The organism is Tardiphaga sp. GW822-FHT04G09 (assembly GCF_058800725.1).
Window position 1 is genome coordinate 38,844 of sequence record NZ_JBXAMO010000012.1, and the last position, 13,658, is coordinate 52,501.

The 13,658-nt window shown below is 59.6% G+C and carries 13 protein-coding genes; 9 read left to right on the forward strand and 4 right to left on the reverse strand.

Features of this window, described 5'->3' with window-relative positions:
• Positions 1-6 precede the first annotated feature (6 nt).
• The 8 genes from trbE to AC1RLZ_RS19870 are packed head-to-tail and all read left to right on the forward strand — an operon-like array spanning position 7 to position 7,996.
• Positions 7-2,448 (forward strand): conjugal transfer protein TrbE, encoded by a 2,442-nt coding sequence (gene trbE / locus AC1RLZ_RS19835; protein ID WP_493190018.1) that lies wholly within the window; start codon positions 7-9, stop codon positions 2,446-2,448.
• Complete coding sequence (gene trbJ / locus AC1RLZ_RS19840) at positions 2,445-3,176, forward strand: P-type conjugative transfer protein TrbJ (protein WP_493190019.1); 732 nt, start codon at positions 2,445-2,447, stop codon at positions 3,174-3,176. The genes trbE and trbJ overlap by 4 nt, the downstream gene beginning before the upstream one ends.
• Positions 3,176-3,556 carry a putative entry exclusion protein TrbK-alt gene (gene trbK-alt / locus AC1RLZ_RS19845; protein WP_493190020.1) on the forward strand — a complete coding sequence of 127 codons (381 nt, stop codon included), beginning with the start codon at positions 3,176-3,178 and terminating at the stop codon, positions 3,554-3,556. The genes trbJ and trbK-alt overlap by 1 nt, the downstream gene beginning before the upstream one ends.
• A gap of 3 nt (positions 3,557-3,559) precedes the next feature.
• Entirely contained in the window at positions 3,560-4,819 is a 1,260-nt protein-coding gene (gene trbL / locus AC1RLZ_RS19850) for a P-type conjugative transfer protein TrbL (RefSeq protein WP_493190021.1), read from the forward strand.
• Positions 4,819-5,502, forward strand: a complete 684-nt coding sequence (gene trbF / locus AC1RLZ_RS19855; RefSeq protein WP_493190022.1) for a conjugal transfer protein TrbF — start codon at positions 4,819-4,821, stop codon at positions 5,500-5,502. The genes trbL and trbF overlap by 1 nt, the downstream gene beginning before the upstream one ends.
• Positions 5,503-5,519: 17 nt before the next feature.
• On the forward strand, positions 5,520-6,533 hold the full coding sequence (gene trbG, locus AC1RLZ_RS19860; protein WP_493190117.1) for a P-type conjugative transfer protein TrbG: 1,014 nt from the start codon (positions 5,520-5,522) through the stop codon (positions 6,531-6,533).
• Positions 6,530-7,744 (forward strand): TraB/TrbI/VirB10 family type IV secretion system protein, encoded by a 1,215-nt coding sequence (locus AC1RLZ_RS19865; RefSeq protein WP_493190023.1) that lies wholly within the window; start codon positions 6,530-6,532, stop codon positions 7,742-7,744. The genes trbG and AC1RLZ_RS19865 overlap by 4 nt, the downstream gene beginning before the upstream one ends.
• 9 nt (positions 7,745-7,753) lie before the next feature.
• The gene (locus AC1RLZ_RS19870; RefSeq protein ID WP_493190024.1) at positions 7,754-7,996 is read left to right on the forward strand and encodes a DUF2274 domain-containing protein; all 243 of its coding nucleotides are present in this window, start codon (positions 7,754-7,756) and stop codon (positions 7,994-7,996) included.
• Here AC1RLZ_RS19870 and AC1RLZ_RS19875 read toward each other — a convergent pair.
• The 4 genes from AC1RLZ_RS19875 to AC1RLZ_RS19890 all read right to left on the reverse strand — a co-directional run bounded on the left by AC1RLZ_RS19875 (position 7,969) and on the right by AC1RLZ_RS19890 (position 12,058).
• Positions 7,969-8,982, reverse strand: coding sequence for a LysR family transcriptional regulator (locus AC1RLZ_RS19875; RefSeq protein WP_493190025.1), 1,014 nt, complete (start codon positions 8,980-8,982; stop codon positions 7,969-7,971). The genes AC1RLZ_RS19870 and AC1RLZ_RS19875 overlap by 28 nt on opposite strands.
• Before the next feature lie 41 nt (positions 8,983-9,023).
• Complete coding sequence (locus AC1RLZ_RS19880) at positions 9,024-9,656, reverse strand: acyl-homoserine-lactone synthase (RefSeq protein ID WP_493190026.1); 633 nt, start codon at positions 9,654-9,656, stop codon at positions 9,024-9,026.
• Positions 9,657-9,753: 97 nt separating this feature from the next.
• Positions 9,754-10,476: a LuxR family transcriptional regulator gene (locus AC1RLZ_RS19885; protein ID WP_493190027.1), complete on the reverse strand. Its 723-nt coding sequence runs from the start codon at positions 10,474-10,476 to the stop codon at positions 9,754-9,756.
• A 445-nt stretch (positions 10,477-10,921) separates the two neighbouring features.
• A complete protein-coding gene (locus tag AC1RLZ_RS19890; RefSeq protein WP_493190118.1) occupies positions 10,922-12,058 on the reverse strand; it encodes an alpha-hydroxy acid oxidase in 1,137 nt (378 codons plus the stop codon).
• A 149-nt stretch (positions 12,059-12,207) separates the two neighbouring features.
• Here AC1RLZ_RS19890 and AC1RLZ_RS19895 point away from each other — a divergent pair, with 149 nt between their 5' ends.
• Positions 12,208-13,650: an NAD-dependent succinate-semialdehyde dehydrogenase gene (locus AC1RLZ_RS19895; protein WP_493190028.1), complete on the forward strand. Its 1,443-nt coding sequence runs from the start codon at positions 12,208-12,210 to the stop codon at positions 13,648-13,650.
• Positions 13,651-13,658: the final 8 nt, after the last annotated feature.

The following is a 13,658-nucleotide window of genomic DNA, read 5'->3' on the forward strand; positions in this document are numbered from 1 at the left end:
TCAGTCATGATGAATCTTGCCGAATACCGCCACTCAAACACGCGTCTTGCTGATTTCCTGCCGTGGGCCGCATTGGTCGGGGAGGGCGTCGTCCTCAACAAGGATGGTTCGTTCCAGCGCACCGCGAGGTTCCGCGGACCAGATCTCGACAGCGCAGTCCCGGCCGAACTCGTCGCCGTCGCCGGCCGCCTCAACAGTGCCTTGCGCCGCCTCGGTTCGGGCTGGGCTGTGTTTGTCGAGGCTCAGCGCCATGCTGCATTCCGGTATCCGGCAAGCATGTTCCCGGATGTGGCGTCAGCTCTGGTCGATGCCGAGCGGAAAGCCCAGTTCGAGGAGGCGGGAGCTCACTATGAGTCGAGCTATTTCCTCACCTTCCTCTATCTGCCGCCGGCCGAGGATGCCGCACGGGCCGAACGGTTTCTCTACGAGGGCCGCGATCGCACCGAGAACGCCGACGCCCGCGAAGTGTTGCGCGGTTTCGTCGACCGCACCGATCGGGTGCTCCAACTGGTCGAGGGTTTTATGCCCGAATGCGGCTGGCTGGATGACCCGGAGACGCTGACGTATCTGCACTCCTGTGTGTCGACGAAGCGCCATCGGGTTCGGGTGCCCGAGACCCCGATGTATCTCGATGCGCTGCTGGCGGATCAGCCGCTGACCGGCGGCCTCGAGCCGACATTGGGTGCGTCCCATCTGCGCGTTCTCACTGTCGTCGGGTTTCCGACAGCGACGACGCCCGGAATACTCGACGAGCTCAATCGGTTGGCATTTCCGTATCGCTGGTCGACGCGCGCGATCATGCTCGACAAGACGGATGCCACGAAATTGCTGACGAAGATCCGCCGGCAATGGTTCGCCAAGAGGAAGTCGATCGCCGCCATCCTCAAAGAGGTGATGACGAACGAGGCATCGACGCTGCTCGACACCGATGCCCACAACAAGGCGATGGACGCCGACGCCGCGCTGCAGGAGCTGGGCTCCGACCAGATCGGTGAAGCTTTTGTCACGGCGACTGTCATCGTATGGGATGACGACCCGCGCGCGGCCGATGAGAAGCTGCGTCTGGTCGAGAAGACGATCCAGGGTCGCGACTTCACGGCGATGACTGAGACGGTAAACGCTCTCGAAGCCTGGCTCGGCAGTTTGCCCGGTCATGCCTATGCCAACGTCCGGCAACCACCGGTCTCAACCCTCAACCTGGCCCATATGATTCCGCTATCGGCGGTCTGGGCCGGCGACGTGAGGGATCATCACTTCGCGGCACCGCCTCTGCTGTTTGGAAAAGCCGAGGGTTCGACCCCGTTCCGATTTTCGCTCCATGTCGGCGATGTCGGTCATACGCTGGTGGTTGGCCCGACCGGCGCTGGGAAATCGGTGCTCTTGGCGCTGATGGCGTTGCAGTTCCGCCGCTATCCGGGGTCGCAGATCTTCGCGTTCGATTTCGGCGGATCGATCCGCGCGGCTGCACTCGCCATGGGTGGCGACTGGCATGACCTCGGGGGTGCGCTGTCGGACGATGCGTCAGAACCCGTCGCGCTGCAGCCGCTGGCCTGGATCGACGATGCCTCAGAGCGGGGCTGGGCGACAGAATGGATCGCCGCGATCCTGGCGCGGGAAAAGATCGAGATCACGCCGGAAGCCAAGGATCATTTGTGGTCCGCCTTGACGTCACTGGCCTCGGCTCCGATCCAGGAGCGCACGCTGACCGGTCTTTCCGTTCTGCTGCAGTCGAGCGCGCTGAAGCGAGCCTTGCAACCTTATTGCTTGGGAGGACCCTACGGCAGGTTGCTGGATGCGGAGCTCGAGCGGCTCGGCGAAGCATCGGTTCAAGCTTTCGAAACCGAAGGATTGATCGGCACCGGCGCAGCCCCCGCAGTCCTAGCCTATCTCTTCCATCGCGTTGCAGATCGTCTCGACGGTCGACCTACATTGTTGATCGTCGATGAAGGCTGGCTCGCGCTTGATGACGACGACTTTGCCGGGCAGTTGCGCGAATGGCTGAAGACGCTGCGCAAGAAGAATGCCTCCGTTATCTTCGCCACGCAGTCACTCTCGGACATCGATGCCTCAGCGATTGCGCCCGCCATCATCGAGAGTTGTCCGACCCGCATATTGCTGCCGAACGAACGCGCGATCGAGCCCCAGATCACGGCGATCTATCGCCGCTTTGGTCTCAACGACCGGCAGATCGAGCTTTTGAGCAGGGCAACACCGAAGCGCGACTACTATTGCCAATCTCGCCGCGGCAATCGGATGTTCGAGCTGGGTCTGGGCGAAGTTGCGCTCGCCTTTACGGCCGCTTCTTCCAAGACTGATCAGGCGGCAATCGAGCGGCTGCTCGCAGAACACGGCCGCGACGGTTTTGTGCCCGCTTGGCTCCGACACCGCGACGCATCGTGGGCCACCGATCTCATCCCCAATCTGAGCAATCTGGAGACATCGTTATGAGACGTCTTTGCGTTCTCGCGGCGGCGGGTGCTGTCGCATTGTCACTTGCTGCCATGTCGCCTGTATCTGCGCAGTGGGTCGTCTTCGATCCCAACAACTATGCTCAGAATGTCCTGACGGCGGCGCGCGAGTTGCAGCAGATCAACAACCAGATCACATCGCTGCAAAACCAGGCGCAGTCACTGATCAATCAGGCGAAGAATCTGGCCAACTTGCCATATTCGTCGCTACCGCAACTTCAGTCGTCGATCCAACGCACCCAACAACTGCTCGCTCAGGCGCAACGCATTGCCTACGACGTACAGCAGATCGACCACGCGTTTTCGACCAATTATGCGTCGGCGACGAACGGCCAATCCAATCAGGCACTCATCGCCAACGCGCAATCGCGTTGGCAGAACTCGGTCGCCGCGCTGCAGGACGCTTTGCGTGTGCAGGCTGGCGTTGTCGGCAACCTCGACACCAACCGCACCCAGACCTCGGCGCTCGTAACATCGAGTCAGGGCGCAAGCGGCGCGCTGCAGGCGACGCAGGCCGGCAACCAGATCCTGGCGCTTCAGGCTCAGCAACTCGCCGATCTCACGGCGACCGTAGCAGCGCAGGGCAGGGCGCAAAATCTTGAATCGGCTCAACGCGCGGCGGCGCAGGAGCAGGGCCGCGAGCAGCTGCGGCGGTTTCTGACGCCGGGCCAAGGCTACCAATCCTCAAACGTGCAGATGTTTCACTGATGAGCGCGTTCAGCAGGTTCAAACGGTTGCCACTTGTCGCGGCAGCCGCTTCCTTGATGCTGGTGATGGCGGCGTGCGCCATTCAGCTCCGCGGCGATGGCGATGAGGCGGCGTCGAATTCGCCGGGCCCACAGACCACGGGCACGCTCGCTCCCAGTCTTGCGCGCTGCCAAACGGTTAAGCCGGAGCAAACGGCGACCTACGACTACTGTCGCCGGATCTGGGCTGAGAACCGGCGCCGGTTTTTCGGTCGGAAGGGAGATGCCACGGCTCCCGCCGGCAATGATGCGCTCTCCAGCCAACCGTCTGCGTTGCCGCCAAAAGATCAGAGCCGGATGCCGCAAGGTTATCCGTCGGCAGTCCTCCCAGAAAGCGAGTAAGCCATGACCGGCACCGGCGTGATCGATCAGTTCCTCGATACCTTTACCCGTTATATCGATTCTGGCTTCGGCCTTCTGGGCAGCGAAGTCGGCTTTCTTGCAACGACGTTGGCTGCCATCGACATTACGCTTGCGGCTCTGTTCTGGAGCTGGGGGACCGATGACGATCTGATCGCACGGCTTGTCAAAAAGACTCTGTTCGTCGGCGTCTTCGCCTACCTGATCGGCAATTGGAATAATCTCGCCCGTATCGTGTTCGAGAGCTTTGCCGGTCTCGGACTGAAAGCCTCCGGCACAGGCCTGTCATCCGCAGATTTCCTGCGGCCGGGACGGATCGCCCAAGTTGGCCTCGATGCCGGCCGGCCGATCCTCGACTCGATCTCAGGCCTGATGGGCTACATCAGCTTCTTCGAAAACTTCGTTCAGATCGTCGTTCTGTTGTTCGCCTGGGTCGTGGTGCTGCTCGCCTTCTTCATTCTGGCGATCCAGCTGTTCGTGACCCTCATCGAGTTCAAGCTGACAACGCTCGCCGGCTTCGTGCTGATCCCCTTTGGTTTGTTCGGTAAGACCGCATTTGCGGCTGAGCGCGTGCTCGGCAATGTCGTCTCGTCGGGCATTAAAGTTCTGGTTCTTGCCGTCATTGTTGGCATCGGCTCGACGCTCTTCTCCCAATTCACGTCTGGGTTCAGCGGCGGACAGCCGACCATTGAAGATGCCATGGCACTGGTGCTCGCGGCACTGTCACTGCTCGGCCTTGGTATTTTTGGTCCTGGGATCGCTAACGGCCTGGTGTCGGGTGGACCTCAACTCGGCGCGGGTGCCGCGGTCGGGACCGGACTGGCAGCAGGCGGCATTGTTGCCGCCGGCGCCGGCCTGGCTGCAGGCGGTGCTGGTCTCGCTGGTGGAGCGATGGCGGGAGCCGCGCGAGGTGGCGCCTCGCTCACAAGCGGTGCGGCCGCGGCTTATCGCAGTGGTGGCCTCAGCGGTGTCGCCGATGCCGGGCTCTCGGCAGTGGCAAGCCCGCTGCGCCGGGCCGCGGCAACTCTCAGCAATAGCGCTCAATCGGCCGGGCAGGCGTCAACCACAGCGGGCGCTGGCGCCGAGACCGGGAACACCGCTCCGGATGGTCCGCCCGATTGGGCGCGGCGCTTGAAGCGTGCCCAGACCGTCAGCCATGGCGCATCAGCCGTTACCCATGCCGTTCGCTCGGGCGACCATGGTGGAAGCGGCGCATCGATCGATCTCTCTGAAGGAAACCACTGATGTTTAAACGTCCCTCCGTTCACTACGGCCGCACGCCAGCGCCGGTCACGCCCTATCAAAAAGCAGCTCAGGTCTGGGACGACCGTATCGGGTCAGCCCGCGTGCAGGCAAAAAACTGGCGATTGATGGCATTCGGGTGCTTTGCGTTGTCGACGGGTCTCGCCGGCAGCCTTGTCTGGCAATCGACCCAAGGTACGATCACGCCGTGGGTGGTCGAGGTCGATCGTCTTGGCCAGGCCCAGCGCGTGGCACCGGCCAATACGGACTACCAGCCGACAGATCCGCAGATCGCCTATCACCTGGCGCGTTTCATCGAGGATGTCCGGGGTCTGCCGGCTGACGCCATTGTTCTGCGTCAGAACTGGCTGCGCGCCTACGACTTCACGACCGATCGCGGTGCTGCCGCCCTCAATGACTACGCCCGCACCAACGATCCCTTTGCCAAGCTCGGCAAAGCGCAGGTGTCGGTCGAGGTGTCCAGTGTTATTCGTGCATCGACGCAGAGTTTTCGGGTGGCATGGGTTCAGCGTGCCTATGACAACGGGTCTCTCAGTTCAACCGAGCGCTGGACCGCCATCCTCTCCGTGGTGATCGAGACGCCGCGCGATGCCGATCGGCTGCGCAAGAATCCTCTCGGCGTCTACGTCCACGCCATCAACTGGTCGAAGGAGCTTGGGCAGTGAATACTCGATTTCGCAATATGGCTTCTCCGCGCGGGACTTCCTGCAGTCGCTCCGTCTGGTTGAGATCAGATGGTTCGACGCTCCGAAAGGCGATACTTCCAGCACTGCTGTTGTGCGCTTCGGCCGTGAGTGGTTGCTCCACGTTCACGCCACCTGAGATCAGCTACGACAGTGATGTTCCGCCATTGCCTCCGCCGCCCCTACCTGCCGACGACAAGCCGCGACCGCTTCATGTTCCGCCACTGTGGAAACCGGCCCTTGGTGGTAAGTTCGGTAGCAAGGAGGAGACCGAGCCGGTGAGCCGGGTTGAGACGGCGAACAGCGCGGCTCGGGTCGAACCACGCAAAAAGGGATATTTTAACGCCGCGCAGGTCTACGCCTACAGTCCAGGTGCACTGTACCAGGTTTACGCCGCGCCCGGACAAATCACAGACATCGCGCTTGAGGAAGGCGAACAACTCACGGGATCCGGCCCGGTCGCGGCAGGCGACACCGTTCGTTGGGTAGTCGGCGATACTGAAAGCGGCAACGGAGATACCCGGCGCGTCCATATCCTGGTGAAGCCGACTCGCGCTTCGATCGAAACCAATCTTGTCGTCAACACCGATCGGCGCACCTACCTGGTCGAGTTACGCGCCCGCGAAAAACCCTACATGCCTTCGGTCGCCTGGTATTATCCGGAGGAGCGGTCGGGGAGGGTGCGGTCCGTGCCCCTGACGCCGGTGCTGCCCGATCCGACGCAGCGTCGCTTCCGCTATGCCATTGAGGGCGATGGTCCGCCCTGGCGGCCGCTGACCACTTATGACGATGGACGCAAAGTCTATATCGAATTCCCGCAGGGCATCGTTCAAGGCGAGATGCCTCCTCTCTTTGTCATTGGCCATGACGGCAAGACCGAGATCGTAAACTACCGCGCCTACGGCAACGTCCTGATCGTCGATCGGCTCTTTGCGGCCGCGGAGTTGCGGCTTGGTGGCGAGCACCAGCAGAAAGTCCGGATTGTCCGGACCGATGGGAGGTCGTCGTCATGAGCAACCTCCGGGGCGATGACACTAACAAGCAGCCGGGCGAGCCGAACAGGTCGGAAGAATTGGCGCATGGGTTCCGGTTGAGAGCAGATCATCCCCGCGTCACGCGGCTGTCTCGCAAAGTCCTGGCGGGAGGCACCGCTGTTGCATTGGTTCTTGTTGGAGGCGCCGTCGTTTGGGCTCTCCAAAACAACCGCTCTCGCGGCTCCGCGTCGGACGAACTCTACAGCACCGATCATCATAACGTCGCTGATGGCGTCGCCGGATTACCGCGGGACTATGCTGGCGTTCCGCGTCAGGTGCCCTCGCTGGGCCCACCGCTGCCTGGTGATCTGGGCCGGCCGATCCTTGCCGCTCAGGGACAGCCATCAACCACAACCACGACCGGCTTTGATCAGGAGCAGCAGCGCCGTGACCAGGAGATCGAAGCCGCGCGTGTAAGCCGTTTGTTCGCCTCCACCAATGTTCGCGAGACGACGCCCGCTGCAGCCCAGGGCTCAAACGCAGACCGAGCCGCCCCGTCGTCCATGCCGGGAACCGACGACGGCTTTGCGCAGAACGGCCAGGATCGCAAGCTTGCCTTCGTCAATGCATCGGTCGATCGCCGTACCACAAGCCCGGACCGCGTCACGAAACCAGCTTCGCCGTATGTGGTTCAGGCAGGAACGGTTATTCCTGCGGCACTCATCACCGGCATCCGCTCAGATCTGCCCGGGCAGATCACGGCGCAGGTGACCGAGAATGTTTTTGACACACCTTCCGGTCGCTTGCTCCTTATCCCGCAGGGCGCTCGTTTGATCGGAATCTACGACAGCCAGGTCGCATTCGGTCAGTCACGCGTACTGCTGGTCTGGACGCGCTTGATCATGCCGAACGGCCGTTCGATCGTGCTCGAACGTCAGCCTGGCGCGGATACGGGCGGTTATGCTGGTTTAGAAGACGAGGTCAACAATCATTGGAGTGCTCTCTTCAAGGCGGCAATGCTGTCTACCTTGCTGGCAGTCGGCAGCGAAGTGGGAGCCGGCTCCGACACTGGCAACAATGGCGATATCATCCAGGCACTTCGTCGTGGATCGAGCGACAGCTTCAACCGAACTGGCCAGAAGATCGTTGAACGCAGTCTCAATATTCAGCCAACGCTAACAATCAGGCCGGGATTCCCGGTGCGCGTGATCGTTAATCGCGACCTCGTATTAGAGCCTTACAGAGGGTGAGGAATGAAGATGGCCAAGCTCAAAATCGGAGTGCTTGCTGACGACAAGCCCGTCAAGGTCACCGTCGAATTGCCGGCCGTGGTGCATCGTGATCTCGTCGCCTATGCGAGAGCCCACGCACGTGAAACCGGCCAGCCGATCAATGATCCGTCAAAGCTGATTGCGCCCATGTTGATGCGCTTCATGGCGACGGATCGGGGATTTGCGAGGTTACGCCGCGAACCTCACGCTTCAAGCGTGAAAGAGGGGTAACGCCGGGCCAACAATTTCAGAAAGGAGCGAAGAGCAGGATTGTCGTTCTCGCTCCGCCAGTTTGCCGAAAAACGCAAGTAACTAGACCTCGATCCATCGCTCAGCTCCTTGTAAAGCAAACCAGCAGAACTGGCGCCAATATCAGATTCCAGAACCAGGCTGATCCCAGATTCCATGCTGATCAAGCTTTTTATGATACTTCGGCTGACATCGTGGCGCTCTATTCTCGGTCGATCATTCGGCGAAGATAGCTTAGCGAACAACACTTCTCCTAGCTCGTGACCGGGATCGTACTGGCTAAGCAACACGGTTTCGTTCTGAAGGTCATTCCACTGAACGACGTCACGAGTTGCCAAAAAGTGGTCCGGTGGCACAGCCACCAAAATTCGTTCGCTCCAAAGCGGACACGTGCGACATTCAGATATAGGCTTCGCGCCGGTCAAGATCAGGATGTCCAGCGCTCCGCGGCGAAGTGACGTCTCGAGGCGCAGCCGCGATCGCTCAACAGTCGCGACCTTAATGTGCGGATAATGTTTTCTGAAATCAATCAGGGTTTCTCGTAGGTTTCCAGTTGATAGAGAGGTGAATAAACCGATGGCCAAACGACCTGTGTGCTCGCGTCCGGTTTGTGCGGCTGCCATGAGCGCATCGACTTGCTCTAAAATAATCCTTGCCGTCCTGAGGAACTCGCGGCCCTCCGGCGTCGGCTTCACCCCGACGCTGGAACGCTTGAACACCATAGTGCCAATCGAGTCCTCAAGTTGACGAACACTTCGGCTAACCTGTGATTGGCGAAGCAGCAAGAGACTCGCTGCTTGCCGAAAGCTGCCAGTATCCGCCGCGATAACCGCAAGTCGCAACCTTTGTAGATCAACACCTAGCCGTCGGGCGTTTGGTGGCCGCCTGTCGTTCGCCATGGTTCTCTCTGCCATGTTCTCGTGTTCAATAACTCGTGTGAAGGGGACACAGCGAGACATCGGCTTCATGCGTCGCTAGGGGTATTTCGCAGAGGCTGTACAGTAATGTCTCAGGCAGCCATGAATGCAACTGGCGCCCATAGCACGGGTCCTTGCAGTCCACCTGCGGTATGCACGCGCGCCAACGCTTCTGACGAGATCTCGAGATAGCCTGCAACTGCCAACGTGCTGCCGAGCGGGCGAGGCTTACCTAGTCGCCGCAGAGGCCATCCGGCCCGGCGCAAGATCCGCTCCATCCGGACATCGGTTACAGTGACGATCTCGGTCAGCTGTCGCGACAATCCGAACTCGATCATGCCCGCGAAAAGTTCGTAAGTGGCCGTTGCTAGGCCGTGAGCCCCCTTGGGCGCGTCGGTAGCAACATCAAGCGCAAAGCGGCTGCTTTCCCAAACAGTAGGGCTAGCAGGAGAGCAAGCTCCGTCCAGGAGAACGGGAAAAGTATCGCGAAGCATCGTAGGGCCGGTCGAAGGAAGTAGGCGCACGCAGCCTTGTACTCGATTGTCGCTTGCTCGCTGGATCAAATAGGCGGGACGAAGCGCGTCGAATTCGTCAATCTCCATATCATTACTGAAATGGACATCCCAATCTAGCCGTTCCTTAAACACGCGGTACCGTAGACGATGCATTTCAGTAACTGTTCCAATAAAGTTACCACAGTGATCAGGTGTAATGAGTTGCATCATGTACCGCCTCCGGCTCTGGGACCAATAACGGCCATTGAAGGCGAGCAAGGTGATTGAGTCACCTCCCGCAACTAAGGGATGCGAATATGCAAATGAGTCATTGTTCAAACGATTTGAATGCCGCGAAGCGGGCCACTGCCTGCACGATTGTACGCACACCTAATTTGATTTTTGCGTTTTCAAGATAAGTCGCGACCGTGTGTCTCGAAAGGCCGAGAATAATTCCGATTTCCCAAGCGGATTTACCTTGCGCAGCCCATTCTAGACATTCCGTTTCGCGTGGCGATAGCGCCGCGCCAATAATGAGCCGAGCGCTGCCTTTCCCCCGCCGCGCGTGTGCGTGAAAATACATCGCCATAAGCTGCAACACACGTGCGTGTTCATTAATGATCCGGTCGAACTGCGGTCGTCGCTCGCCTGCCGCAAATGTCACCGCCGCAACTGGGCCGCTGTCGCTGTGGATCGGGATCGTGAAACCACAACGAATGCCGAACCTCGCGGCCTCCTCAAACAACTCTTGAGAACTTGATAGCGCAAATGAGCCGAATCCAAGCCCCCATTCGAAAGGTTCGGGATGGCCGAGCGCCCGACTAATCACAGGGTCGAAGCGCTCGTAGTGGCGTTGCAAATAATGCGTCGTCCAAGCGGCTGGATAATTTGAGATCAACTCCGGCCGGTCTCCTGCTTTTTCCGGCATGGAGAGGTAAGCGAAGCAATTCAGATCGAGCCCAGCTGCCGCCTGCGACATGGCATCGCGAAGGGCATCAGAGCTCGTCGCTCCCAAAAGGGAATCAATAAAGTTCTGGAATATCCGATGCATGAATCGGGGTGACCTGCTTCCGGAGATACTGATGCTTGAGCGGTAGTTCCGCTGCTCGCATACAGTTCGGACCACTTAACCCATTCGTCATGCCTTGACCCTCCACTACCAATCTCGTGATCCATCCGAAGAACGCGAAGCTTGTGGTCATATCTCTCTAAAGCTGTGCGTCGACTCAAGTAGAGATGGTCGCAATCGGTTAAACCGCTATTCTTTCGAATTATCTTTAAGCCGCAGGGATTGCTACTTCGCATGACTTTGCGATTATTGATCGGAAGAAAGTGCGCTAGAGCCAAGGCTGGTTGACCGTGTTGCTTTGATACAAAGATCTCTAGATTTATCTCCGGGCTAGCCGATATCTTCGCCCATCAACGCGGAAGTGATAAATTCAAGAAAGGTCTCGTAAGAAGTCGTTCTCTGTGCCCACGCTTTAGCGCTCGAACGATTAGAAATCGAGTGCTGTACGATCAATAGCGGAAACTCGATTACAGCCGCACAGGCCCATTGTGGTCACAAATTCTCTGGCGATAATGTCGATCGACTTCTGGACACCGGCCTCGCCACCGGCGCCGAGGCCGTGAATGTATGCGCGTCCGATCATGCAAGATTTCGCGCCCAGCGCGATGGCCCGAAACACGTCTTGTCCGGAACGGATGCCGCCGTCGAACATGATTTCGGTCCGATCGGCAACGGCGTTTATAACTCTCGGCAAAATCTCAATCGATGCGCGCGCGCCATCGAGCTGTCGACCGCCATGGTTCGATACCACCAGCGCGTCCGCGCCGCAGTTTGCTGCCAGCGCCCCGTCCTCCGCATCAAGGATTCCCTTAATGATCAGCTTGCCGGGCCAGATTGATCGGACCCATTCGACGTCCTTCCAGCTCAGCGAGGTGTCAAACTGTGACGCAGCCCATGTTGAGATCTTTGTGATGTTCTCGCACCCTTTGATATGGCCGACGATATTGCCAAATGTCCGGCGCTTACCGCGCAGGATGCCGGCGACCCATGCCGGACGAGTACCGAAATCTAGCACCTTCGACAGGGTCCATTTCGGCGGGACCGACATCCCGTTCTTGATGTCTTGATGCCGCTGTCCTGGGACCTGCAGATCGACTGTCAGTACAAGTGCACTGCATTTCGCGGCCGCCGCGCGCTCGACGAGCGATTTGATGAAGCCGCGATCCTTCATGACATACAGCTGAAACCAGAACGGACTGCTGACATTGGCCGCCACATCCTCGATTGAGCAGATCGACATGGTCGATAGCGTAAACGGAATGCCCGCAGCTTGAGCGGCACGACAGGCATGGATTTCACCATCGCCATATTGCATCCCGGTAATGCCGACCGGTGCGAGGATGAGGGGCAAGCTGGCTTTCTCTCCGAGGATCTCAGTGGATGGATCGCGGTCGGACACATCGACCAGCACGCGCTGGCGAAGCTTGATGCGCTGAAGCTCTGCGACATTCGCGTGCAGCGTGCTCTCCGAATAGGAGCCGCGGTCGCAATAGTCGAAGAAGGCCTTCGGCACCTTGCGTCGATGCAGCTGGCGCAAATCCTCGATGCAAGTCACGTTCTTCACGGTCGAAATCCTCATCTCGTGCCCGAAGCTCTGCTGGAAGGCTTCGAACGTTCTCGCGGGATAATCGCATAGCAGAATTTGCAGGGCCAGATATAAATGATACGACTGTCCACTGAATGGACTTTTCTTTTCTTGACCGGAGTTGTCCCATGACGAATGACTACCCGCATGTTTTGCTGCACATAGATGGCCGCTGGCGACCGTCCGGTTCCGGGCGGACAATTCCGATCGTCAATCCGGCCACCGAAGAGGTGATCGGCACCGTTGCTCATGCCGACCGATCGGATCTGGAAGAGGCGGTGTCCGCGGCCGAGAAGGGCTTCAAGGTCTGGCGCGCGATCTCATCCTATGAGCGCTCGAAGATTATGCGGAAGGCTGCCGATCTGATGCGCGAGCGCGCCGACAGCATTGCCCGGGTGATGACGATGGAGCAGGGCAAGGTGCTTGCGGAGGCCAAGGTCGAAACGATGACCGCCGCCGACATCATCGAGTGGTTTGCGGAAGAGGGGCGCCGCGCTTACGGGCGGATGATCCCGGCCCGTCTGCCGGGCGTGTATCAGATGGCCATCAAGGAGCCGGTCGGCCCCGTTGCCGCATTCACTCCATGGAATTTCCCGATCAATCAGGTGGTGCGCAAGTTGAGCGCTGCTCTCGCGGCAGGCTGCTCGATCATCGTCAAGGCGCCGGAAGAAACACCGGCCTCACCAGCCGAATTGATCAGGGCCTTTGTCGATGCCGGCGTTCCGGCTGGCGTCGTCAATCTAGTCTATGGCGTGCCGTCCGAGATTTCCGAATTCCTGATCCCACATCCGGTGATCCGGAAGATGTCGTTCACGGGATCGACCCGGATTGGCAAACAGCTGGCAGCGCTCGCCGGCGAGCACATGAAGCGCGCGACCATGGAACTCGGCGGTCATGCGCCGGCGATCGTGTTCGACGATGCGGATGTCGATGCGGCGGCGAAGATCATGGTGGCCGCGAAATTCCGCAATGCCGGGCAGGTCTGTATCTCGCCCACGCGCTTCCTAGTGCAGGAAGGTGTTTACGATCGGTTCGTAAAGCGCTTTGTCGAGGGCGCCAGTGCCCTCAGGGTGGGTAACGGATTGGATGCGGCATCGACCATGGGCGCTTTGGCGAATTCTCGGCGCGTGGCGGCCATTGAGGGCCTGGTTCAGGATGCGAGGGCGCAGGGTGGGACCATCGCCACCGGCGGCAATCGCGTCGGTAACAAGGGCTATTTCTTTGAGCCCACGGTGATCACCGACATCTCGACATCGGCGCAAGCCATGAATGACGAGCCGTTCGGGCCCCTAGCGCTCATCACGCCGTTCGCCAAGTTCGACGACGCCATGGAAGAGGCCAATCGTCTGCCTTACGGGCTTGCATCCTATGCGTTCACCGGTTCGGCCAAGACCGCAACCGCCGTGAGCGCATCGATTGATGCGGGGATGATGTCGATCAACAGTTTCGCGCTCGCTTTGCCCGAGACACCGTTTGGCGGCGTCAAGGAGTCCGGCTACGGCGCCGAAGGCGGCATTGAAGGGCTCGATGCTTATCTGTCGACCAAATTTGTAAGCCAGGTCGGCGTCTGAGCCGATAA

Bases quoted from the DNA above. Each gene is read 5' to 3' on its own strand.
- trbE (WP_493190018.1), top strand. From the start codon at position 7: ATGATGAATCTTGCCGAATACCGCCACTCAAACACGCGTCTTGCTGAT.
- trbJ (WP_493190019.1), top strand. From the start codon at position 2,445: ATGAGACGTCTTTGCGTTCTCGCGGCGGCGGGTGCTGTCGCATTGTCA.
- trbK-alt (WP_493190020.1), top strand. From the start codon at position 3,176: ATGAGCGCGTTCAGCAGGTTCAAACGGTTGCCACTTGTCGCGGCAGCC.
- trbL (WP_493190021.1), top strand. From the start codon at position 3,560: ATGACCGGCACCGGCGTGATCGATCAGTTCCTCGATACCTTTACCCGT.
- trbF (WP_493190022.1), top strand. From the start codon at position 4,819: ATGTTTAAACGTCCCTCCGTTCACTACGGCCGCACGCCAGCGCCGGTC.
- trbG (WP_493190117.1), top strand. From the start codon at position 5,520: ATGGCTTCTCCGCGCGGGACTTCCTGCAGTCGCTCCGTCTGGTTGAGA.
- AC1RLZ_RS19865 (WP_493190023.1), top strand. From the start codon at position 6,530: ATGAGCAACCTCCGGGGCGATGACACTAACAAGCAGCCGGGCGAGCCG.
- AC1RLZ_RS19870 (WP_493190024.1), top strand. From the start codon at position 7,754: ATGGCCAAGCTCAAAATCGGAGTGCTTGCTGACGACAAGCCCGTCAAG.
- AC1RLZ_RS19875 (WP_493190025.1), bottom strand. From the start codon at position 8,982: ATGAAGCCGATGTCTCGCTGTGTCCCCTTCACACGAGTTATTGAACAC.
- AC1RLZ_RS19880 (WP_493190026.1), bottom strand. From the start codon at position 9,656: ATGATGCAACTCATTACACCTGATCACTGTGGTAACTTTATTGGAACA.
- AC1RLZ_RS19885 (WP_493190027.1), bottom strand. From the start codon at position 10,476: ATGCATCGGATATTCCAGAACTTTATTGATTCCCTTTTGGGAGCGACG.
- AC1RLZ_RS19895 (WP_493190028.1), top strand. From the start codon at position 12,208: ATGACGAATGACTACCCGCATGTTTTGCTGCACATAGATGGCCGCTGG.